This is a genomic window from Micromonospora sp. HB375 (assembly GCF_017872985.1).
Taxonomy (GTDB): Bacteria; Actinomycetota; Actinomycetes; order Mycobacteriales; family Micromonosporaceae; genus Micromonospora; species Micromonospora chalcea.
Genome location: NZ_JAGGJO010000001.1, coordinates 4,068,249 through 4,087,503 on the forward strand (window position 1 = coordinate 4,068,249; position 19,255 = coordinate 4,087,503).

General features: G+C 74.8%; 20 protein-coding genes. 12 read left to right on the forward strand and 8 right to left on the reverse strand.

Going from position 1 to position 19,255, the window contains the following annotated elements:
• Window positions 1-52: 52 nt before the first annotated feature.
• Entirely contained in the window at window positions 53-1,057 is a 1,005-nt protein-coding gene (locus J3R08_RS18710) for a LacI family DNA-binding transcriptional regulator (RefSeq protein ID WP_113972916.1), read from the forward strand.
• 202 nt (window positions 1,058-1,259) lie between these two features.
• A complete protein-coding gene (locus J3R08_RS18715) occupies window positions 1,260-2,453 on the forward strand; it encodes an endo-1,4-beta-xylanase (protein ID WP_043323406.1) in 1,194 nt (397 codons plus the stop codon).
• A gap of 64 nt (window positions 2,454-2,517) precedes the next feature.
• On the opposite strand, the gene J3R08_RS18720 is transcribed toward J3R08_RS18715, so the two are convergent.
• Genes J3R08_RS18720 through J3R08_RS18735 form a run of 4 tightly spaced genes read right to left on the reverse strand, consistent with a single transcriptional unit; the run spans window position 2,518 to window position 5,023 of the window.
• Entirely contained in the window at window positions 2,518-3,078 is a 561-nt protein-coding gene (locus J3R08_RS18720) for a DUF5872 domain-containing protein (protein WP_043323404.1), read from the reverse strand.
• Window positions 3,079-3,115: 37 nt separating this feature from the next.
• The gene (locus J3R08_RS18725; protein ID WP_280841822.1) at window positions 3,116-3,709 is read right to left on the reverse strand and encodes a hypothetical protein; all 594 of its coding nucleotides are present in this window, start codon (window positions 3,707-3,709) and stop codon (window positions 3,116-3,118) included.
• Window positions 3,706-4,419, reverse strand: a complete 714-nt coding sequence (locus J3R08_RS18730) for a hypothetical protein (protein WP_064445669.1) — start codon at window positions 4,417-4,419, stop codon at window positions 3,706-3,708. The genes J3R08_RS18725 and J3R08_RS18730 overlap by 4 nt, the downstream gene beginning before the upstream one ends.
• Window positions 4,412-5,023: an RNA polymerase sigma factor gene (locus tag J3R08_RS18735; protein WP_069088477.1), complete on the reverse strand. Its 612-nt coding sequence runs from the start codon at window positions 5,021-5,023 to the stop codon at window positions 4,412-4,414. Before J3R08_RS18735 ends, J3R08_RS18730 begins: the two co-directional genes overlap by 8 nt.
• A 40-nt stretch (window positions 5,024-5,063) precedes the next feature.
• Between J3R08_RS18735 and J3R08_RS18740 the strand changes: the two genes are divergently transcribed.
• Complete coding sequence (locus J3R08_RS18740) at window positions 5,064-6,638, forward strand: FMN-binding glutamate synthase family protein (RefSeq protein WP_064445667.1); 1,575 nt, start codon at window positions 5,064-5,066, stop codon at window positions 6,636-6,638.
• Here J3R08_RS18740 and J3R08_RS18745 read toward each other — a convergent pair.
• The 3 genes from J3R08_RS18745 to J3R08_RS18755 all read right to left on the reverse strand — a co-directional run bounded on the left by J3R08_RS18745 (window position 6,635) and on the right by J3R08_RS18755 (window position 10,313).
• Window positions 6,635-7,537, reverse strand: a complete 903-nt coding sequence (locus J3R08_RS18745; protein WP_209962270.1) for a hypothetical protein — start codon at window positions 7,535-7,537, stop codon at window positions 6,635-6,637. The two genes, J3R08_RS18740 and J3R08_RS18745, sit on opposite strands and share 4 nt — an antisense overlap.
• Window positions 7,534-8,724, reverse strand: coding sequence for a WxL protein peptidoglycan domain-containing protein (locus J3R08_RS18750; RefSeq protein WP_209962271.1), 1,191 nt, complete (start codon window positions 8,722-8,724; stop codon window positions 7,534-7,536). The genes J3R08_RS18745 and J3R08_RS18750 overlap by 4 nt, the downstream gene beginning before the upstream one ends.
• A gap of 95 nt (window positions 8,725-8,819) precedes the next feature.
• Entirely contained in the window at window positions 8,820-10,313 is a 1,494-nt protein-coding gene (locus J3R08_RS18755) for an HtaA domain-containing protein (RefSeq protein ID WP_064445664.1), read from the reverse strand.
• Between the two features lie 192 nt (window positions 10,314-10,505).
• On the opposite strand from J3R08_RS18755, the gene J3R08_RS18760 reads away from it, so the two are divergent.
• The 7 genes from J3R08_RS18760 (at window position 10,506) to J3R08_RS18785 (ending at window position 16,569) form a co-directional block, all read left to right on the forward strand.
• A complete protein-coding gene (locus J3R08_RS18760; protein ID WP_064445663.1) occupies window positions 10,506-11,333 on the forward strand; it encodes a neocarzinostatin apoprotein domain-containing protein in 828 nt (275 codons plus the stop codon).
• Window positions 11,330-12,364 (forward strand): hemin ABC transporter substrate-binding protein, encoded by a 1,035-nt coding sequence (locus J3R08_RS18765; protein WP_280841821.1) that lies wholly within the window; start codon window positions 11,330-11,332, stop codon window positions 12,362-12,364. Before J3R08_RS18760 ends, J3R08_RS18765 begins: the two co-directional genes overlap by 4 nt.
• Entirely contained in the window at window positions 12,361-13,461 is a 1,101-nt protein-coding gene (locus tag J3R08_RS18770) for an iron ABC transporter permease (RefSeq protein ID WP_113972921.1), read from the forward strand. Before J3R08_RS18765 ends, J3R08_RS18770 begins: the two co-directional genes overlap by 4 nt.
• Window positions 13,458-14,327 (forward strand): heme ABC transporter ATP-binding protein, encoded by an 870-nt coding sequence (locus tag J3R08_RS32105; RefSeq protein ID WP_064445662.1) that lies wholly within the window; start codon window positions 13,458-13,460, stop codon window positions 14,325-14,327. The genes J3R08_RS18770 and J3R08_RS32105 overlap by 4 nt, the downstream gene beginning before the upstream one ends.
• A gap of 3 nt (window positions 14,328-14,330) precedes the next feature.
• Window positions 14,331-14,996 carry a heme oxygenase (biliverdin-producing) gene (locus J3R08_RS32110; RefSeq protein WP_245254768.1) on the forward strand — a complete coding sequence of 222 codons (666 nt, stop codon included), beginning with the start codon at window positions 14,331-14,333 and terminating at the stop codon, window positions 14,994-14,996.
• Complete coding sequence (locus J3R08_RS18780; RefSeq protein ID WP_013286808.1) at window positions 14,993-15,298, forward strand: DUF2470 domain-containing protein; 306 nt, start codon at window positions 14,993-14,995, stop codon at window positions 15,296-15,298. The genes J3R08_RS32110 and J3R08_RS18780 overlap by 4 nt, the downstream gene beginning before the upstream one ends.
• Before the next feature lie 68 nt (window positions 15,299-15,366).
• Window positions 15,367-16,569, forward strand: coding sequence for a sugar efflux transporter (locus tag J3R08_RS18785; protein ID WP_245254769.1), 1,203 nt, complete (start codon window positions 15,367-15,369; stop codon window positions 16,567-16,569).
• A gap of 10 nt (window positions 16,570-16,579) precedes the next feature.
• On the opposite strand, the gene J3R08_RS18790 is transcribed toward J3R08_RS18785, so the two are convergent.
• The gene (locus J3R08_RS18790; RefSeq protein WP_209962273.1) at window positions 16,580-17,230 is read right to left on the reverse strand and encodes a bifunctional 2-polyprenyl-6-hydroxyphenol methylase/3-demethylubiquinol 3-O-methyltransferase UbiG; all 651 of its coding nucleotides are present in this window, start codon (window positions 17,228-17,230) and stop codon (window positions 16,580-16,582) included.
• Window positions 17,231-17,421: 191 nt separating this feature from the next.
• Here J3R08_RS18790 and J3R08_RS18795 point away from each other — a divergent pair, with 191 nt between their 5' ends.
• Both J3R08_RS18795 and J3R08_RS18800 read left to right on the forward strand, forming a co-directional pair.
• A complete protein-coding gene (locus J3R08_RS18795; protein ID WP_209962275.1) occupies window positions 17,422-18,801 on the forward strand; it encodes an MBL fold metallo-hydrolase in 1,380 nt (459 codons plus the stop codon).
• Between the two features lie 133 nt (window positions 18,802-18,934).
• A complete protein-coding gene (locus J3R08_RS18800; protein ID WP_030499192.1) occupies window positions 18,935-19,165 on the forward strand; it encodes a DUF2188 domain-containing protein in 231 nt (76 codons plus the stop codon).
• The last annotated feature ends 90 nt before the right edge of the window (window positions 19,166-19,255 follow it).

Sequence of the window (19,255 nt, forward strand, 5' to 3'; positions counted from 1 at the left end):
GTTTTCGAAAACGTCTTCGATCACCCTGGGAAGGCCCTCTATCATCGTCGGCGTGGTGTTCCCGCAGCGCGTCAAGATGTCAGACGTGGCCCGCACAGCCGGCGTCTCGGTGGCAACCGTATCGAAAGTTGTCAATGGTCGGTACGGCGTCGCACAGGCCACCGTCGAGCGCGTCCAGCAGGTCATCCACGAACTCGGATACGAGGCCAGCCTGGGGGCGCAGAGCCTGCGCAGCCACCGGACGAACGTGCTGGGCATCCTGGTCGCCGAGTTCGAGCCGTTCTCCACCGAGCTGCTCAAGGGCGCCTCCCGCGAGGTCGCCGGCAGCGGCTACCAACTGCTCGCCTACTCCAGCGGGGACGGCAAGGGCGCGGCCATAGGGTGGGAGCGGCGCTCGCTGGCACGCCTGTCCGGCACGCTCATCGACGGCGCGGTGATCGTGACGCCGACGGTGGTCGAGACCAAGCACGGTTTCCACGTGGTGGCCGTCGACCCGCACACCGGCCCGTCCGGCCTGCCCACTGTCGACTCCGACAACTTCGCCGGCGCGGTGCTGGCCACCGACTACCTGCTGTCGCTCGGGCACCGCCGGATCGCGCACATCAGCGGCCGTCCCGACCTGGAGTCGGCCCGCCTGCGCGAGGCCGGGTTCCGCAAGGCGATGGCCGACGCGGGCACGCCGGTGGACGAGCGGCTGGTGCGGGTGGGCGGCTTCCGCACCGAGAGCGCCGCCAGCACGGCCGCCGAACTGCTCGCCCTCCCCGACCGGCCGACCGCGATCTTCGCCGGCAACGACCTCTCCGCCATCTCCACCGTGGACGTCGCCCGCGACCTCGGCCTGCGCGTACCGGACGACCTGTCGGTCATCGGCTTCGACAACATCCCCGAGTCGGCGCTGGTCGACCCGCCGCTCACCACGATCCGGCAGCCGCTGCAACGCATGGGCGCCGAGTCACTGCGCCTGCTGATCGACCTGATCGCCGGCGCCGAGCGGGAGACCCACATCCAGCTCCCCACCGAGCTGGTCGTGCGGGCCTCCTGCGCGCCCCTGCGCTGAGACGCCCCGCTCCTACCCGAACGGCGATTGACGGGCGGCTATCGAGGTCCGTAAGGTTTCGGGCTACTTCCGGAAGACGCCCCGGAAGTTTCGGAAGCCGCACCGCCCGCCCGGGCACCCGCCGCTCCGTTCCACGTCGCGGCGGCCCCGGCACCGCCACCGCCGGCCCTCGGGCCGAGCGCACCTGCCCGGAAGGAACGAGATGAAGCTGAGACGCTGGCTCGCCGCCGGCGCGGTCGCCGTCGTGACCGCCACCGCCCTCAACGTCGTCCCCGCGACGGCGGGACGCCCGTACGACCCGGCCGCGCAGAGCCTGCGCGAGCTGGCCAAGCGCCACGGCCTGTACGTGGGCACCGCAGTGGACATGGCGGCCCTCAACGACGCCGCCGAGCCGCGGTACCGCGAGCTGGCCGCGTCCGAGTTCTCCACCGTCACCGCCGAGAACGTGATGAAGTGGGAGAGCCTGGAGCCCACCCGCGGCACCTACAACTGGGGTCCGGCCGACGAGCTGATCGAGTTCGCCCGCAAGAACAACCAGCGGGTCCGGGGCCACGTGCTGGTCTGGCACAACCAGCTGCCGGCGTGGCTGACCAGCGGCGTCGCGGACGGCTCGATCAGCAAGGCCGAGCTGCGCCAGATCCTGCGCAACCACATCACCGCGGTGGTCACCCACTTCAAGGGCAAGATCTGGCAGTGGGACGTGGTGAACGAGGCGGTCAGCGACCCCTGGGACACCCCGTCCACCCTGCACTACAAGGGGTTCTGGGCGCAGAACCTCGGGCCCGGCTACCTCGCCGACGCGTTCCGCTGGGCCCGCGCCGCCGACCCGAAGGCGCTGCTGTTCTACAACGACTACAACATCGAGGCGTTCGGCTCCGGCAACCCGGCCGACGACAAGACGCAGTTCGTCTACAACATGGTCCGTGACCTGCGGGCCAAGGGCGTGCCGATCGACGGCGTGGGCGCGCAGGGCCACCTGGGCACCCAGTACGGCAACTTCAGCACGCTCCAGGTGGTCGCGGCCCTGCGCAAGTTCGCCGGGCTCGGGCTGGCCACGGCGCTCACCGAGGTGGACGTGCGCAGCCAGATCACCGACGGGGTGGAGGCCGGCGACTCCGCCGAGATCAACCCGCGCCTGCAGGCGTCCGCGGCGGGCTTCAGCGTGCTGATGCAGGCGTGCCTGGCCGAGCGGCACTGCCTGTCGTTCACGCTCTGGGGCTTCACCGACAAGCACTCCTGGGTGCCCGGCGCGTTCTCCGACCCGCCGGAGGGCCTGGCCACCGTGTACGACGAGAACTACCAGCCCAAGCTCGCCTACCACGAGCTCAAGGCAGACCTGATGTTCTCCGGTCCGCCCTACGTGCTGCCGCGCATCCCGCAGCACCCGCGCCGCTGACTGTCGCGCGCAGGGGCCGGCCTTCGGGCCGGCCCCTGCGTCGCGGTGCGCCACGGGATCACGCTCACGCCGCCCGGCGGCGGCCCAGTTCCGACTCCAGCCGTCCGATGAGCGTCTTGCGGGCCTTGCCACGCCGTTCCCGGCGCAGCGCCGCGTCGAGCTGACGGGTGTCGAGGTCGCGCACGAGCTTGACCGCCTCGGTCACCGGCAGCTCGGTCATCTGCTCCGCGGCGGTGGCGTCCCGGCGGGCCCGCTTCGCCGGGCCGGTGTTCGGCACGTACTGGCGGCCGGAGCGCGACGCGCGGCGCTTGCGCGTGTCGGTGTCGCGCCGCTGCTCCTCCGACAGCTCCTTCCACGCCTGTTCGGGCAGGTAACGACGGGTCTCGCCGCCGTTGCGGGCGCGCGTGTCACCGCTGCGGGTCTGCCACTTCTCGCCGCCCCAGCGCTGCAGCGAGCGCTGCCGTGCGTCCTTCGGTCCCTCGAATCCCCCGCCGGCCTTCTTGTACTCGTTCGTCAGCAGCTGCGACTTGCGGGCCGACCACTGCCCCGGTCGTCCGCCCTTGTCGGAGGCGCGGATCTCGGCCTTGAGGCGCTCGCGCAGTTCCGGCTCGGTGTACTTCGCCATGACGCAGCGTTACCCGCGCCGGCGGCGGCCATGCCGGTCAGCCGGGTCCCGGCCGGTAGACCAGATCCATCGTGTCGGTGCGGCCGGACCAGTCCAGCCTCAGCCGCCAGCACCCGGCGGCCGGCAGGTCGACGATGGACGGCCCGGGCCCGCCGTCCACCTCGCGGACGACCGGGGCGCCCGTCCCGTCCCGGGTCGCGGTGATCACCAGAGGCGTCCGCGGCGCCGGCTCGGAGCGGCCTTCCTCGGGACGCGGCACCCAGAGGATCTTGTTGTTCGCACCGTCGCCCCGGGCGTGCACGAGCGGGTACGCGAACAGGATCGCCACGATGTGGCCCCGGGCGCCGAAGACGTGCCGCATCCGGGTGTCGCCGGTGAACCCGGCGTCCGCCCAGTCCGGCAACCGGCCGGTCTCCACCCGTTCGGCGCAGGCCGCCGGCGCGGCCGGCTCGGTGGCCGCCGGCGCCGAGGTCACCGGCGCTCCGGCCGGGACCGTGGCCGGACCGGAGCACCCGGCCAGCAGCAGGACCGGCACCAGCAGGACTCTTCTCGCAACGAACATCGCGGCCTCCCCGTCGACGGCTCTCGTCAACAGGACACCGGCCGGGGCCGCCGGGTTCCCGTCGCTCACCGGAGCGAGGCCGCGACGTCCAGCGCCTGCTCGCGGGTGAGGTCGCCCTCCAGCCGGTAACTCAGCCCGCCCTGCTCCCAGATGAGCGTGGCCGCGGACAACCGCGCGGTGGCGACCCGTTCCGTGCCCGACCGGTCCACGTACGCCAGCGCGTGCGGACCGCCGACCCAGATCGCGAACTCGCCACCGACCTGGGTGAGCGTCACGTCCGCGCCGAGGGACCGCTTGTGGAACACGATGTCGAGCGAGCCGTCGAAGGCGTCCAGCCGTACCGTGCCGCCCCGGTAGAGCAGGCTGACCACCCGGTGGCCGCCGGCGCCGTCCGGGTCGGCCACCAGCACCCGTTCCGGCGCGCCCAGGCGGGACGGCACCCGGATCGGGAAGCGGACCTGGCGTTGCGCCTCGGCGAGGGCGACGTGCCGCTGCGCGGGCAGTGGCGAGGGCGTGCCGGTCGGCGGCGGGGCGGGCGCGGAGTCGATGACCACGCCGGAGAACCGCAGCAGCCCGGTCACCGCGTCGGCGAGCGCGGCGCGGCCCGGCGGCAGCGCCACCACGAGCAGCGCGGCGAGCACGGTGGCCAGCACGTACCGCCGACGGCGGCGCGGCGCGGGCGCGTCGAGCCGGGCGCGGACCCGCGCGGTGACGTCGGGCGTACGCGCCGGCTCCAGCCAGCCGGTCAGGTCACGCAGCTCCCGCTCCAGGTCATCCACGGTGCGCCACCTCCCGGTCCAGCAGGGCACGCAGCTTCGCCAGCGCCCGGTGGGTCCGCGACTTCACGGTGCCCCGGGGCAGCCCCAGCACCGTGGCCGTCTCGTCCTCGCCGAGGTCCAGCAGGTAGCGGCAGACGATCGCCTCGCGGTCGCGTACGGGCAGCAGCCGCAGCGCTCCGACCAGCGCGGCCCGGCGCTCGGCCGCCAGCACCGCGTCGAGCCCGTCGTCGGCGCCGCCGGCCACGACCGGTTCCGCCGCCGCCGCGCGCAGCGTCAGCCCGTCGCGCCGGCTGCGCGTCCGGTGCAGGTTCCGGGTCTCGTTGGCGACGATCGCGAGCAGCCAGGACCGGAACGACGCCTCGGCCCGGTAGCGGGACAGTTTCCGGTACGCCTTCACGAACGCCTCCTGGACCACGTCCTCGGCGTCCGGACCGGCGCCCAGCAGCACCGCCGTCCGGTACGCGGACGCGGTGTGCCGGGCGACCAGGGCGTCGTACGCCTCCCGGTCGCCGGCGCGTACGCGGGTGACGAGGTCGTCGTCGTCCAGGGCAGCCTCCGCCGTCGGTCCGCTTCCATGACACCGCCCGGGGCGGCCGGGTTCCATCAGGCGTTTGACCGGTGACCGTGCCGGAAAGAGTGGCGGGATGAGCTGGGCGAGAAGAGCCGTACCCGCAGCCGTCGCCGCCGTCGCCGCGCTGGCGGCGCGGGACCTGCTGCAACGCGACCACGCGCTGCGCCGCAACTTCCCGGTGCTGGGCCGGGCCCGGTACCTGATCGAGTCGATCGGACCGGAGCTGCGGCAGTACATCGTGGCCGGCAACGACGAGGAGCGGCCCTTCACCCGCGACCAGCGGCGCTGGGTGTACGCCTCGGCCAAGCAGGAGAACAACTACTTCGGGTTCGGCACCGACAACGACATCGAGCACACCTCCGGCTATCCGATCATCAAGCACCGCACGTTCGGCCGGGCGGTGCCGCCGTCGGCGCCGACCGCCGGGCACGACGTGACGCTGCCCTGCGCCAAGGTGCTCGGGGCGGCGCGCGGCCGGGCGCGGGCGTTCCGCCCGGAGTCGGTGGTGAACGTCTCCGGGATGAGCTTCGGCTCGCTGTCCGCCAACGCGGTGGAGGCGCTCAACCGGGGCGCGGCGCTGGCCGGCTGTCTGCAGAACACCGGCGAGGGCGGGCTGTCGCCGTACCACCGCATGGGCGGTGAGCTGGTCTTCCAGCTCGGCACCGCGTACTTCGGCTGCCGCGACGAGCAGGGCCGGTTCAGCCTGCCGCGGCTCAAGGACCTGGTGGCGTCGGCGCCGGTACGCGCGCTGGAGATCAAGCTCAGCCAGGGCGCCAAGCCGAGCCTCGGCGGCCTGCTGCCGGCGGCGAAGGTCTCCGCCGAGATCGCCGCCACCCGGGGCGTCCCGGCCGGTCAGGACTGCGTCAGCCCGTCCCGGCACGCCGAGTTCTCCGACTGCGACAGCCTGCTCGACTGGGTGGAGCTGCTCGCCGCCGAGACCGGCCTGCCGGTCGGCATCAAGTCCGCCGTCGGCGACCTCGGGTTCTGGGAGGATCTGGCCACGCTGATGCGCGACACCGGGCGCGGCGTGGACTTCGTGACCGTCGACGGGGGCGAGGGCGGCACCGGGGCGGCGCCGCTGATCTTCAGCGACTCGGTCTCGCTGCCGTTCCAGCAGGGCTTCTCCCGGGTCTACCGCACGTTCGCCGAACGCGACCTGCACGAGAAGGTGGTGTTCGTCGGCGCCGGCAAGCTCGGCCTGCCCGACAACGCCGTGGTGGCGTTCGCGCTCGGCGCCGACATGGTCAACGTCGGGCGGGAGGCGATGCTGGCGATCGGCTGCATCCAGGCGCAGAAGTGCCACACCGACACCTGCCCGACCGGCGTCGCCACGCAGAACGCGTGGCTGGCCCGGGGTCTGGACCCGGCCCGCAAGTCGGTGCGGGCCGCGAACTACATCCGTACGCTGCGCCGCGACCTGGTCAAGGTGGCCGAGGCGTGCGGCGTCGAGCATCCCGGGCTGATCGGCACCGATGCGGTGGAGATCCTCGACGGCCGCACCTCGTCGATCCCGCTGGACCGGGCGTTCGGCTACCGGCCGGAGTGGGGGATGCCGTCGGCAGCGGACCGGGCGGAGATCGTGCGGCTGATGACCGCCGAGGCGCCGCAGGGCGGCAGCGCGCCGCCCTCCCCCACCGCCGTCGGCTAGCCGGTTCCCTCGCCGGTGCGGTGCCGCCCCCGGCGGCGCGGCGGGCGCGGGCGGAGCACGATCGGCGCCACCACCAGGACCGCCGCCGCGCCGAGCAGTCCCCAGGGGTGGCGGCTGGTCTCGACCACGAAGGCGACCGGCCGTTCCGGCAGGTCGACGCGGCCGTGGAGTTCGTGTGCCCCGAGCACGGCGACGTCCACCGGCACCGGGATCTCGTACGTCCGGACCTGCCCGGCGCCGATGGTGCCCAGGGGCGGGGCGGCGACGATGGTGTGCGCCCGTCCGGGCCGGCCGAGCAGCAGCGTGAACGGCGGGTCGACCACGTCGGCCGGGCCGGGGTTGCGCAGCGCGACGCGTACGGTGAGCGTCTCGGGCAGCCCGAACCATTCCCGTAGCGGGCGGCGGCCGGCGACGCGCAGCTCGTCGAGGTGCAGTCGCGGCGTGGCGGCCGCCGCGGGCGCCGGGGCGGCGGTCACGCCCCGGACCGGCAGCGCGGCGGTGGCCTGGACGGCGCCGGTCAGCGCATGCGCGCGCAGCACGCAGGGACAGGCGACCGGCGGTGCCGCCAGCGCGATCGGCGCCGCCGTCGTGCCCGCCGGCACCTGGACGGTGGTGGCCTGCTCGTTGGCGCAGTCGAGCGCGCCCCGGCGGGCGTCGTTACCGCAGACCGTGAGGTGGACCGGGCCGGCCGGCCAGCCGCGCAGCGTGACGGTGACCCGCTGCCCGACAGTCAGCGTGCCGGACGGCACGACGACAGCGGGCCGCGGCGGCGCGGAGGCCGCAGTGGACGACGGCGCGGGCGGGGCGGAGACGGCGGCGCCGTCCGGGGCGGACGGCGGTGCCGGGACCGGCACGGCCAGCGCGAGGATCGCGGCGGCGGCCGGCAGGACCGGGGTCACCGGGCACCGGTCGCCGTGCCGCCCGCCGGGGGTTCGGCCGTTCCCGCGACGGGGGCCCGGGACGCATCCGCCGGCCCGCCGGGAGCGGCCGAGGGCTCGGACACCGACGCCGGCCCGGCGGGTGCAACCGTCGCCGGAGGCTCGGACACCGGCGCCGGCCCGGGCGTGGTGGAGGGCGCGGCCGAGGTGGGGCGGCGTCGACGACGGCGCAGGTGGAGGAGCCAGGCTCCCGCGGCCGCCGGAGCGGCGATCAGCAGCCAGGGCGGCGCCCACACGCTCGCGGTGCGCCGCACCGGGGGCAGCGCGGTGTCGACGGTGGTGGGTGCGAGGTCCACTGTCGCGGTCAGCCGCAGCGCGGGCGGCACCCTGGTGACCCGCTCGGTGACGGTGAACTCGGCGCCGGGCAGCAGCTCCGGCAGGTCGACCGGGCTGGTCCGGGACAGCGTCCAGCCACCCGGGCCGTCGACGACCACCGCGCCGGTGCCGCCGACGCGGACGTTGCCGCTGTTGCGGATCCGGTAGGTGACCGTGAGGTCGGCGCGTCCGATCGGGTTGAGCGGGGTGTCGTAGTCGACGCGTACCGTTTCGACGGTCACGGCGGGGCGGACCTCGCCGGCCACGCGGAGGTAGACCCGGGCGGCGATCCGCTGGTCGAGGCGGACCCGCTGCCCGTCGGCGGTGACGCCGTCCTGGGCGACCGCGGCGATCACGCCACCGGTGTGGTCGCCCGGCGTGGCGTCGCGCGGCACGGTGAGGCGGAACGGGATGTCCGCGCGCCGGCCGGGCTGGACGGTCCAGTTCCGCCGCTCGACGCCGATCCAGGCGCCGACGTCGGTGGCGGCCCGGTCGGAGGGCAGCAGCGCGAAGGCGCCGTCGGTGGTGGTGTACGCGTCGGTGCCGTACACCGCGAAGGTGAGCGGCCGGTCACCGAGGTTGGTCACCCCGACGTGGTCGGTGATCGTGGCGCCCGGCGCCAGGTCGTAGGTGAAGTAGTTGCGCCCGGTCGGCCCGCCGGGCCCGGACGGCTGGACCGCCCAGCGGGCGGCGCCGGGGTCGGCGGACGGCGCCGGCCGGGGGGCCGCCTCGCCGCGCGACGGTGACCCGAGCAGCACCGCGAGCAGCACGGCGGCGAGCGCGGCGCCGATCCGGGCGACCGGGATGCGGGTGGAGGGCGTGAGGAGGGGCATACCGTGCTCCGCTGCGAGGTGGTCGCCGGGCAGACGCCGCTGGTGGGGCGCGGGCACGTCGCCCGTGCCCCACCAGGGCCGACCCGGTCGGTGAATCAGGAGAGGGTCAGGGTGAGCGTGGCGACGTAGTCGCCCGCCGCGGCGGACGCCGGCACACCGAGGTTGAGCTCGGCGCCGCAGGCGAAGACGCCGTTGCTGGTCCCGGCGCCGGCCGTGCACAACGCTCGGGCCTCGCCGAGACCGGCGCCGGGAGCGGCCACCGCACCCGGGGTGACGGCGCCGGTGGTGCCGCCCAGCGGGTCGTCCACCACGTTCGCGGTCGGCGCCCAGCCGAGGTAGTTCCCGGCGATGACGCCACCGGCGGCGGAGGTGAAGTCGGACACCTGTCCGACCAGGCTCCAGCCGGTGCCGGCACCGCGCAGGTCGGCCACCGTGGCGGTGTTCAGCGGCGCCCGGGCGTACTCGCCCTTGCCGACCGGCGGCAGGGCGACGTTCGCGCCGGCCACGCTCAGGCTGAGCGGGCCGCCGGTCACCGTGCTGGTGATCCGCTGCTGGGCCGAGTTCCCACCCGCGCCGGTACGGGTGAAGGTGATCGGCGTGAACGTGTCCTGGCGGCGGTCGGCCGAGCCGCGGGCGGCGAAGGTGATGACGTAGCACTGCACCTCGGTGCAGTCCACCTCGTCGCCGTTGCGGTCGGTGTAGACGGCGCTGATCGGCAGCGTCGTGGTGAAGCTGCCGTCGGCGGCCATCCGGTCCCGGGCGTCGGTCGGCTCGTTGGTCTTGTTGACCCACTTGGTGACCTGGAGGACGCCGGCGTTGGCCCAGTGCTCGTCGACCTTCGGTCCGAACGAGACGTAGATGCCGGCCCCGTTGTTGAAGTCCGGGTCGAAGCCGGTGCCGCGTACGGTGACAGTCGCGCCGGCGGGGTCGAGGCCCTGGGCCGGGTCGACGGTCACCGCCGGGGTCGCGGGCGCGGTGCCGCCTGCCGTGGTGAACGTGAACGACACCGGGTCCAGCGCCTCACCGGCGGCGTAGAAGCCGTTGAACGCGCCGGCTCCCACGCTGGTGAGCGCCGCGGCGAGGTTGCTGCCGGTCACCGTGTTGCCGCTGGTGGCGGGAGCGCCGGTGAGGGTGGCGATGGTGGCCTGCTTCACCGAGACCGGCTCGGTCATCGTGGTGGCCAGGTCGACGTCCGCCTTCAGCGAGGCGGTGCCGCCGGAGACGGCGACAGTCGGGTTGGCCAGCGTGATGGTCAGCAGGTGCGCCGGGTACGAGAACACCACGGTGCCGCCGTACGTGGCGTTCGTCGTACCGGTGGCGGCGTCGTGCGTGCCGCCGGTCGACGGGAACGTGAACGTGCCGTCGGCGTTGACGGTGGCGCCGTTGCTGACAGCGATCGGCGGGTCCCCGTTGCCGGCCTTGACGTAGTTGCGGAAGCTGGCCTTGAAACCCCAGGTCAGGCTGCCGCTTGCGATCTCGGCCTCGGCCGCCGAGGCGGGTCCGGCGCCCACGAGCGCACTCGACACGCCGAGGGCGAGCACCGCCGCCCAGCGCATCGACCGGAGGGCTCCGGCTCTGGATCTGAACATGCTGTTCCTCTCGGAGGGGAAGCGAAGGCATTAGGTTAGGCAAACCTAAGATGATCGGGTGATCCACGAAGCGTCCCAAGATCTTCAGCCGAACGGACCCCTTGCCACCCGCGCGTTCGCCACTTAGGTTAGCCAAACCTAAGTATCCGCTCGGCCGGCACGTCCGGCCGGACCTGTCGTGTGAGGAGCCCGATGCGAGCACGGCGCCGCACCATCTGGACCACCGTTCTGCTCACCGCCGCCGTCGTCGCCACGCCCGCGCCGGCCCACGCCGGCACCGCCACCGGCAGCGGCGGCCAGAAGCTCACCGTCACCCCGAGCACCGGCCTGAGCCGCTCCGGCGCCACCGTGTCCGTCTCCGGGCGCGGCTACGACGTCGACAAGGGCATCTACGTCGCGTACTGCGTCGACAACGGACCGGGCGTGGCGGCGACCCCGTGCGGCGGCGGCGCCGACACCACCGGCAGCCTCGGCGCCTCGCAGTGGATCTCGTCGAACCCGCCCGCCTACGCCGAGGGCCTGCCCGAGCCGTACGGCCCCGGCGGCTCCTTTTCGGTGACGGTCAAGGTGACCCCCACCATCGGCGACGTCGACTGCACCGTCCGGCGGTGCGCGGTCGTCACCCGCGCCGACCACACCCGGGCCTCCGACCGGTCCCAGGACGTACGGGTGCCGGTCACGTTCGCCGCCGGCGCCACGAGCGCCCCGCCGAAGGCCGGCCCGGCGCCGAAGGCGACCACGCCCGCCGCCACGCCCCGGACCACCACCGGACAGGACGCGCCGGCCCCGGCCGCCTCCGGCAACCCGCCGGCCGCAGCGGGGGCGGCAGGGGTGACGGGCGCCGCGCCCGGGGCCGGGGCGCCGTCGCAGGCCGCGGCCTCCGACCTCCACGTCACGCGGGTCAGCGACACCTCCGGGGCCGGACGCGGATGGACCGTCGGGGTGGTGGCCGCCGCGCTGGCCCTGGTCGTCCTGCTCGGCCTCGGCCGTTGGCGGCGCCGTCGCGGTGCCGGCCGGTGAGCCGCCCGCACCGGCGACCGGGCCGGGGACCACTCGTCGCGCTGCTCGCGGTGACCCTGGCGGCGACCGGCTGCGCCGCGCCGGGCCGATCGGGTACGCCGTCCGCCGCCGGCTGCGGCCCGGTCACCGCGACAGTGGACGACGCCGACGTCGAGCCGGTCCGCCCGGCGCCCACGCCCGCGCTGCCGGCCACCGTACGCTCCGGCGACGGCACGACGGTGACCGTCGACGACGTCAGCCGCATCCTCCCGGTGAACCTGCACGGCTCGATCGCCGAGATCGTCTTCGGCCTCGGCCTGGGCGGCAACGTCATCGGGCGGGACACCTCGACCACGTTCCCCGCCGCCGCGCACCTGCCGGTGGTCACCCCGGGCGGGCACGACCTCTCCGCCGAGGCGGTGCTCGACCTCGACCCCAGCGTCGTGCTCGTCGACGACGGCGTCGGGCCGCCCGAGGTGCTGCGCCAGCTCCGCGCCGCCGGCATCCCGGTCGTGCGGGTACCTGCCGAGCCGACGCTCGACGGCGTACCGGCGCACATCCGCGCGATCGCGGCGGCGCTCGGCGTGCCCGAGGCCGGAGAACGGCTGGTGAGCCGCGTGCGGAGCGAGATCGCCGAGGCCCGGCGTACCGCCCCGGCGGGCCGCGCGCCACGGATCGCGTTCCTCTACCTGCGCGGCACCGCCGGGGTCTACCTGATCGGCGGCCGGGGCGCCGGGTCCGACGCGATGATCGAGGCGGTCGGCGGCGTCGACGCCGGCAGCGCCGCCGGGCTGTCCAAGTTCCGTCCGCTGACCAGCGAGGGCCTCATCAACGCCGCGCCCGACGTGATCCTGGTGATGAGCGCCGGGCTCGCCTCCGTCGGCGGCGTCGACGGCCTGGTGAAGCTGCCCGGCGTGGCGCAGACGCCGGCCGGGGCGAACCGGCGCGTCGTCGACATGGCCGACGGCACGCTGCTCACCTTCGGCGTCCGCTCCGGCCGGGTCGTCCAGGCCCTGGCCCGCGCCGTCCACTCGTGCGAGGACCCGTCGTGACCACGCTAAGGAAGCGGCCCGCACCCGCCGCCCCGGCGCCAGTCACCGGCGCGCCCCGGTCGCCCGGCCGGCGGGGCGCCGTCCTGGTGGCCGGACTCGGCGCCGCCCTCGTGCTCGTCGCCCTGCTGGCCGCCGGGCGCGGCCAGGTGGCGATCTCCCCCGCCGAGGTGCTCGGCTCCGTGCTGCACCGCCTCGGGCTGGACCTCGGTCCGCTGCCGTCGGCGGCGCAGGGCGAGAACGCGCTCTGGATCGTCCGCTTCCCCCGGGTGCTGCTGGCGGCCGTCGTCGGCGCCGCCCTCGGCTGCGCCGGCGCGGTCATGCAGGGCGTCTTCGGCAACCCGCTCGCCGAGCCCGGCGTCATCGGGGTGTCGGCCGGCGCCGCCGTCGGCGCCGCCCTGGCCATCGTCACCGGCGTCACCGTCCTGGGCGGATGGACCGTGCCGCTCGCCGCCTTCGCCGGCGGCCTCGCCACCACCTACCTGGTGTACGCGCTGGCCCGCTCCGGCGGCCGGACCGAGGTGGTGACGCTGGTGCTGACCGGCGTCGCGGTCAACGCGGTCGCCGGCTCGGTGATCGGGCTGCTCATGTTCGTCACCGACCAGTCCGGCGTGCAGGCCATCGCGTTCTGGAACCTCGGCAGCCTCGCCCAGGCCAGTTGGACGGCCGTCGGTCTCGCCGCGCCGTGCCTGCTCGTCGGCCTCGCCGTCGCCTGCGCCGACGCGCGCCGGCTCGACCTGCTCGCGCTCGGCGAACCCGCCGCCCGGCACCTCGGCGTGAACACCGAACGCCTGCGGCTGCGGCTGATCGTCGTCACCGCGCTGCTCGGCGCCGCCGCTGTCGCGTTCACCGGCATCATCAGCTTCGTCGGACTGGTCGTGCCGCACCTGATCCGGATGGTCGCCGGACCGGGCCACCGGGTGCTGCTGGTCGCCAGCGCGCTCGGCGGGGCCGTCGTGGTGATCGGCGCCGACCTCGCGGCGCGTACCCTCGTCGAACACCAGGAGCTGCCCCTCGGCGTGCTCACCGCGGTCATCGGCGGCCCGGCGTTCTTCTGGCTGCTGCGCCGCACCCGCGACCGGGCCGGAGGCTGGGGATGAGCCTTCCGCGTACACCGCGCCGGTTCGCCGCCGCCCGTCCGCCGCGCCCGGCGCCCGCCGGGCACGTCCGGATCCGGGTGGCCGGGCTGCGCGTCGAACGCGCCGGCCGGACCGTGCTCGACGGAATCGACCTTCAGGTACGCGCCGGCGAGGTGCACGCCCTGGTCGGGCCGAACGGCGCCGGGAAGTCGACGCTGCTCGGCGCGATCAGCGGTGACGTGCCGGCCGCCGCCGGCCGGATCGAGGTCGACGGGCTGCCCCGCGAGTCGTGGAGCCCGGTGGAGCTGGCCTGGCGCCGCGCCGTCCTCGCCCAGCGCAACACGCTCAGCTTCCCGTTCACCGTCGGGGAGGTGGTGCGGATGGGCCGGGCGCCGTGGGCCGGGCGGCCGGAGCGGGACCAGGACGACGCCGTCGTCGCCGACGTGCTCGAACGCTGCGACGTCGCCCGCTTCGCGGCCCGGCCGTACCCCGCGCTGTCCGGCGGCGAGCAGGCCCGCGCCGCGCTGGCCCGGGTCCTGGCGCAGCGGGCCACCACGCTGCTGCTCGACGAGCCGACCGCCGCGCTCGACCTGCGGCACCAGGAACTGGTCATGCACATCGCCCGGGAGCGGGCCCGCGCCGGGGACGCCGTGGTCGTGGTGCTGCACGACCTGACGCTGACCGGGGCGTACGCGGACACCGTGACCCTGCTCGGCGACGGTCGCGTCCGCGCCGCCGGGGCGCCGCGCGACGTGCTGACCGCCCCGCTGCTCAGCGGGGTCTACCGGTACGACATCGACGTCGTCCCCCACCCGCGTGACGGGCTGCCGCTGATCGTGCCCCGACGCGGCCGGCCCGCAAGACCGTCAGCCGACGAGGAGAGATAGCAGATGGATACACAGACGTTCGCGGCCCGGCTGCGCGCCGAGACCCGCGACGCGCACCAGAGCGCCGAGTCCCAGCGGTACGTCTCCGCGCTCACCGCCGGTGAGCTCGACGTGGCCGGCTACACCGCGCTCGTCGTCGCGCACCACGGCATCTACGCGGCGCTGGAGGGCGTCGCGGAGACGATGCGCGAGGACCCGCTGGCCGGCCCGTTCGTCGACGACGCGCTGACCCGGCTGCCCGCGCTCGCCGCCGACCTGCGGTTCCTGCTCGGCCCGCGCTGGCGCGAGGTGATGGAGCCGGTCCCGGCCGCTGTCGCGTACGCCGCGCGGATCACCTCGGCCTGCGCCGGATCGCCCGAGCGGTTCATCGCGCACCACTACATCCGCTATCTCGGCGACCTGTCCGGCGGGCGGCACATCGGGCGCTGCGTGGCCCGGCACTACGGGGTGACCGGCGAGGCCGGGGCGTCGTTCTACCGCTTCCCGCGGATCACCGATCCGAAATCGTACAAGGACGCCTACCGGGCGAGGCTGGACGCGCTCGCGCTGGACGAGACCGGCCGGGCGGCGCTGCGCGACGAGGTGCTGGTGGCGTACGAGCACAACATCGCGGTCTTCACCGACCTGGGTCGCCTGGTGGCGACGGGCAGCCGGGAGGGCGCCGCGTGAGCGCCGGTTTCCCGCCGGAGGTGGTCGCCGCCGTCAGCCGGCACATGAACGACGACCACGCCGGGGACGCGCTGCTGATCTGCCGTACGCTCGGCGGCCGGCCGGACGCCACCGCGGCCCGCACCACCGGCCTGGACGCCGACGGCATCGACTTCGCCGTCACCGTCGGCGGCACGGAGGTTCCGGTGCGCGTCCCGTTCGCCCACCGGCTCACCGAACGGGCGCAGATCCGCCGGGAGGTGGTGCGCATGTACCGGGAGGCCTGCGACCGGGCCGGCGTACCGCCCCGCCCGGCCGGCTGAGCGCCGGGACCGTCCGGGCCGCGGAAACCCGGTCGGCCGCCGCGCCGCCGCGGCGTACAGTCCGCCGCATGGCTGTGGACACGAGGCCGGCGGTGCGCGCCGGCCGATTCCGGCTGCTCCCGCTGGGTGTGGTCTTCCTGACCGTCGGTCTGTCCACCGCCGTGGTGCTGCCGTTCCTGTCGCTGTTCCTCGACCGGGAGGTCCACGCCAGTCCGTTACGGGTGACCGTGTTCCTGGTCGTCGCGCCGCTGTCCGGGGTGGTCGCCTCCGCGCTGATCGGCCGGCTGTCGGACCGCCTGCCGATCCGGCGCGCGCTGCTGGTCGGCGCCGCGCTGGCTGGCGTGCTGGGCGCGGGGACGACCGCGTACGTCCGCGACTACTGGATCCTGCTGGGACTCACCGCGACCGCCACCGCGCTGGCGAACTCGCTGTTCCCGCAGTCGTTCGCGTACACCCGGGCGTTGTTCGACCGGGACGATCCGGCGCGGGCCGCGTTCGGCGTCAGCCTCATGCGTACCGTGTTCTCGGTCGCCTGGGTGGCCGGGCCGGCGCTGGCCGCGGTGCTGCTCGACGTCGGCGGCTTCCGCCTGGTCTACGGCATGGCCGCCGTCATGTACGCGCTGGCCGCGCTGGTGGCCGCGTTCCGGCTGGAGGAGCTGCCGCTGCCGGCGCGGCCGGTCGCGGCCGATCCGGACGGCGCCACGCCCGGCCCGCGCGGCGCGTCCCGGCTGCGGCTGGCGCTGACGGCGCTCACGTTCGTGCTGCTCCAGTGTCCGCTGACGGTCGGTGTGCAGGCGATGCCGCTGTTCATCGACACCGAACTGCACGACGACCCCTCCCGCGCCGGGCTGGTGCTGGGCCTGTGCGCGGCGCTGGAGATCCCGCTGATCCTCGGGCTGGGCGCGCTGACCGCGCGGGTCCGGCTGCGGCCGCTGATCCTGGTCGGCGGCGCCTGCGGGGTCGCCTACTACGCGACCGCCGCGCTGGCGCCGAGCGTGCCGTTCCTGCTGTTCGCGCAGCCGGTGAACGCGCTGTTCATCGCCGCGGTGTCCGGCGTCGGGATCGCCTACGTGCAGGATCTGCTGCCGGGCGAGCCGGGCCGGGCCACCACGCTGTTCACCAACACGTTTCCGATCGGCGCGATGCTCGCCGGGCCGCTGCTCGGGCTCTCCGCGCAGGTCGGCTACCGGTGGGCGTACGGCATGAGCACCGCTCTGTGCGCGGCCGGGCTGCTGGTGCTGGTGCTGACCCGGCCGCCCGCGCGGGCCTGACCGGCGGCGGTCAGCGGCGCCGCACCAGCACCACGTGGTCGATCAGCTCGCCGGTCTGCCCGTCCGGGCCGGTGGCGGTACGGCGCGCCGCGCCCAGCAGCTCGGTGTCCCAGCCGTCCGGGTCGAGGCTCATCGCGGCCAGAATCTCCTCCGGTTCGGCGAACCGGTGGTGGCCGGTGTCGGGCCCGGCCCAGGGCGGCGGCGCGCCGTGCTCGACGACGAGCAGCCGGCCGCCGGGCGCGACCGCCTCGGCCGCCGGGGGCAGCACCTTCTCCCGGGGCAGGACCAGCGGCGACTGGAAGAACTGCGCGGACACCAGGTCGTACCGGCCGGGCGGGAAGCCCTGGGTGAGGTCGTGCCGGACGGTGGTGATCCGCTCGGCCACCCCAGCCCGCTCGGCCTCCACCGCGAGGCGGTCCAGCGCGACGGACGAGATGTCCACGGCGGTGACCCGCCAGCCGCGCGACGCCAGCCAGACCGCGTCGCCGCCCTCACCGCTGCCCAGGTCGAGCACGGTGCCCGGGGGCAGCGCGGCGGCCACCTCGGCCAGGACCGGGTTGACCCGGCCGCTCCAGATCCGGTCCCGCTGGCCGTACCGCTCGTCCCAGAACCGGGCCGGGTCGGTGTCCGCCGCAGGGTGCTCGTGGTGGTGCCCCGTCATGTCCGCCTCCTCGCCGCCGGGCGTCTGCCCGCCCGGGCCCTCGCCATCGTGCGCCGGGGTCCACCGGCCAGCAAGGAACCTTGCCGTTCCGGCAAATACTTCCGGGCGACAGCCGCCTCGGAATATACCCCCCGGGGTATGCGCTACAGTTGCCGTATCGCCCGACATCACTGCGCGAAGGAGTGCGGCTCATGTTGTTCACCCAGTACTACCTCGACTGCCTGTCCCAGGCCTCGTACCTGATCGCCGACGACCGCACCGGCCGGGCGGTGCTCGTCGACCCGCGCCGGGACATCGACGAGTACCTCACCGACGCGAAGGCGCACGGCCTGACGATCGAGGGCGTCGTCAACACCCACTTCCACGCCGACTTCCTCGCCGGGCACCTCGAGGTGGCCGCCGCGACCGGCGCGTGGATCGGCTACGGGCACCGGGCCGAGACCGAGTACCCGAGCCGCAAGCTCACCGACGGCGAACGGATCAGCCTCGGCGACGTGACCCTGGAGATCATGGAGACCCCGGGACACACGCCCGAGTCGATCAGCATCCTGGTCTACGAGCGCGCCGACGACGCGGTCCCGTACGGCGTGCTGACCGGCGACGCGCTGTTCATCGGCGACGTCGGCCGCCCCGACCTGCTCGCCTCGTTCGGCGTGACCGCCGAGGAACTCGGCCGGATGCTCTACCACAGCGTGCAGCACAAACTGATGGGCCTGCCCGACGAGGTGCGCGTCTTCCCCGCCCACGGCGCCGGCTCGGCCTGCGGCAAGAACCTGTCCACCGAACGGCAGTCCACCATCGGCGAGCAACGCCGCACCAACTACGCCTGCGCCCCGATGAGCCAGGAGCGCTTCCTCGCCCTGGTCACCGGCGGACAGCCCGCCGCGCCCGGCTACTTCGCCTTCGACGCCGTACTCAACCGCAAGACCCGGGAGCTGTTCGACCACGCCCGACCGGCCCGCCCACTCACCCCGGCCGAGTTCCTGGCCGCCCGAGCCGACGGCGCCGTCGTGGTCGACGCCCGCGACCCGCAGGAGTACGCCACCGGACACCTGCGCGGCGCGCTCAACATCCCGGCCGACGGCCGGTTCGCCGAGACCGCCGGCAGCGTCATCGCACCCGACCGGCCGGTACTCGTGGTGACCCCGCAGGACCGCGAGGAGGAGATCGTCGTCCGCCTCGCCCGCATCGGCTTCGACCACGTGATCGGCTACCTCCGCGAACCCGACAACGCCTTCCTGGAGATGACCGCCGAGATGACCCCGGCCAGCCGGATCACCGCCACCGAACTGCGCCACGCCCTCAACGGCCCCGACGCCCCAGTCGTGCTGGACGTCCGCAACGCCGGCGAGCGCGAGCAGGGCGCGATCGACGGCTCCCGCCACATCCCGCTGGCCGAACTGACCCACCGCCTCGACGAGGTACCCACCGACCGCCCCGTCGTCGTGCACTGCGCCGGCGGCTACCGCTCCTCCGTCGCCGCCAGCCTGCTGCGCAACGCCGGTCACGCCGACGTGTCCGACCTCCTCGGCGGCTACGGCGCCTGGCAGGGCCTGCACGCCACGGCGTGAACCGCGGGCCCGGGCCGGGCGCGGGTCCCCTCGCCCGCCCGGCCCGGGCTCTCCGATCGTGCCGCCAGGATTAGCACTCCCCTCGCATGGGCAGACATTTGTCATCGGACACGCGATCGAGGGAGCTGACGGCATGGCGAAGGGCGACATCGACACCTACCAGCAGGACGGGCAGTGGAAGAACCGCCCGGAGGGCAACGAGCGCGCGAGCAGCCGCCACGACACCAAGGCGGAGGCGGAGGCGGCCGGCCGGGAGATGGCGGTCGAGCGCGGCGCCGAGCACGTGATCAAGAAGCAGGACGGCACCATCGGCGAGAAGAACACGTACCCCCGCGAGCGCGACCCCCGGGACATTCCGGGCTGAGCCCCGCACGCACGTCACGGCGCCGGACCCGCACGGGTCCGGCGCCGTAGCGCGTACCGGCGGGTAGTGAGTGGCTGGCTAAAAAGTTTT

Excerpts from the sequence above, each read along its gene's own strand:
- J3R08_RS18795 (WP_209962275.1), top strand. The coding sequence starts at position 17,422 with ATGTTGTTCACCCAGTACTACCTCGACTGCCTGTCCCAGGCCTCGTAC.
- J3R08_RS32105 (WP_064445662.1), top strand. The coding sequence starts at position 13,458 with ATGAGCCTTCCGCGTACACCGCGCCGGTTCGCCGCCGCCCGTCCGCCG.
- J3R08_RS18720 (WP_043323404.1), bottom strand. The coding sequence starts at position 3,078 with ATGGCGAAGTACACCGAGCCGGAACTGCGCGAGCGCCTCAAGGCCGAG.
- J3R08_RS18790 (WP_209962273.1), bottom strand. The coding sequence starts at position 17,230 with ATGACGGGGCACCACCACGAGCACCCTGCGGCGGACACCGACCCGGCC.
- J3R08_RS18750 (WP_209962271.1), bottom strand. The coding sequence starts at position 8,724 with ATGCCCCTCCTCACGCCCTCCACCCGCATCCCGGTCGCCCGGATCGGC.
- J3R08_RS18760 (WP_064445663.1), top strand. The coding sequence starts at position 10,506 with ATGCGAGCACGGCGCCGCACCATCTGGACCACCGTTCTGCTCACCGCC.
- J3R08_RS18715 (WP_043323406.1), top strand. The coding sequence starts at position 1,260 with ATGAAGCTGAGACGCTGGCTCGCCGCCGGCGCGGTCGCCGTCGTGACC.
- J3R08_RS18785 (WP_245254769.1), top strand. The coding sequence starts at position 15,367 with ATGGCTGTGGACACGAGGCCGGCGGTGCGCGCCGGCCGATTCCGGCTG.
- J3R08_RS18755 (WP_064445664.1), bottom strand. The coding sequence starts at position 10,313 with ATGTTCAGATCCAGAGCCGGAGCCCTCCGGTCGATGCGCTGGGCGGCG.
- J3R08_RS18740 (WP_064445667.1), top strand. The coding sequence starts at position 5,064 with ATGAGCTGGGCGAGAAGAGCCGTACCCGCAGCCGTCGCCGCCGTCGCC.
- J3R08_RS18735 (WP_069088477.1), bottom strand. The coding sequence starts at position 5,023 with ATGGAACCCGGCCGCCCCGGGCGGTGTCATGGAAGCGGACCGACGGCG.
- J3R08_RS18800 (WP_030499192.1), top strand. The coding sequence starts at position 18,935 with ATGGCGAAGGGCGACATCGACACCTACCAGCAGGACGGGCAGTGGAAG.
- J3R08_RS32110 (WP_245254768.1), top strand. The coding sequence starts at position 14,331 with ATGGATACACAGACGTTCGCGGCCCGGCTGCGCGCCGAGACCCGCGAC.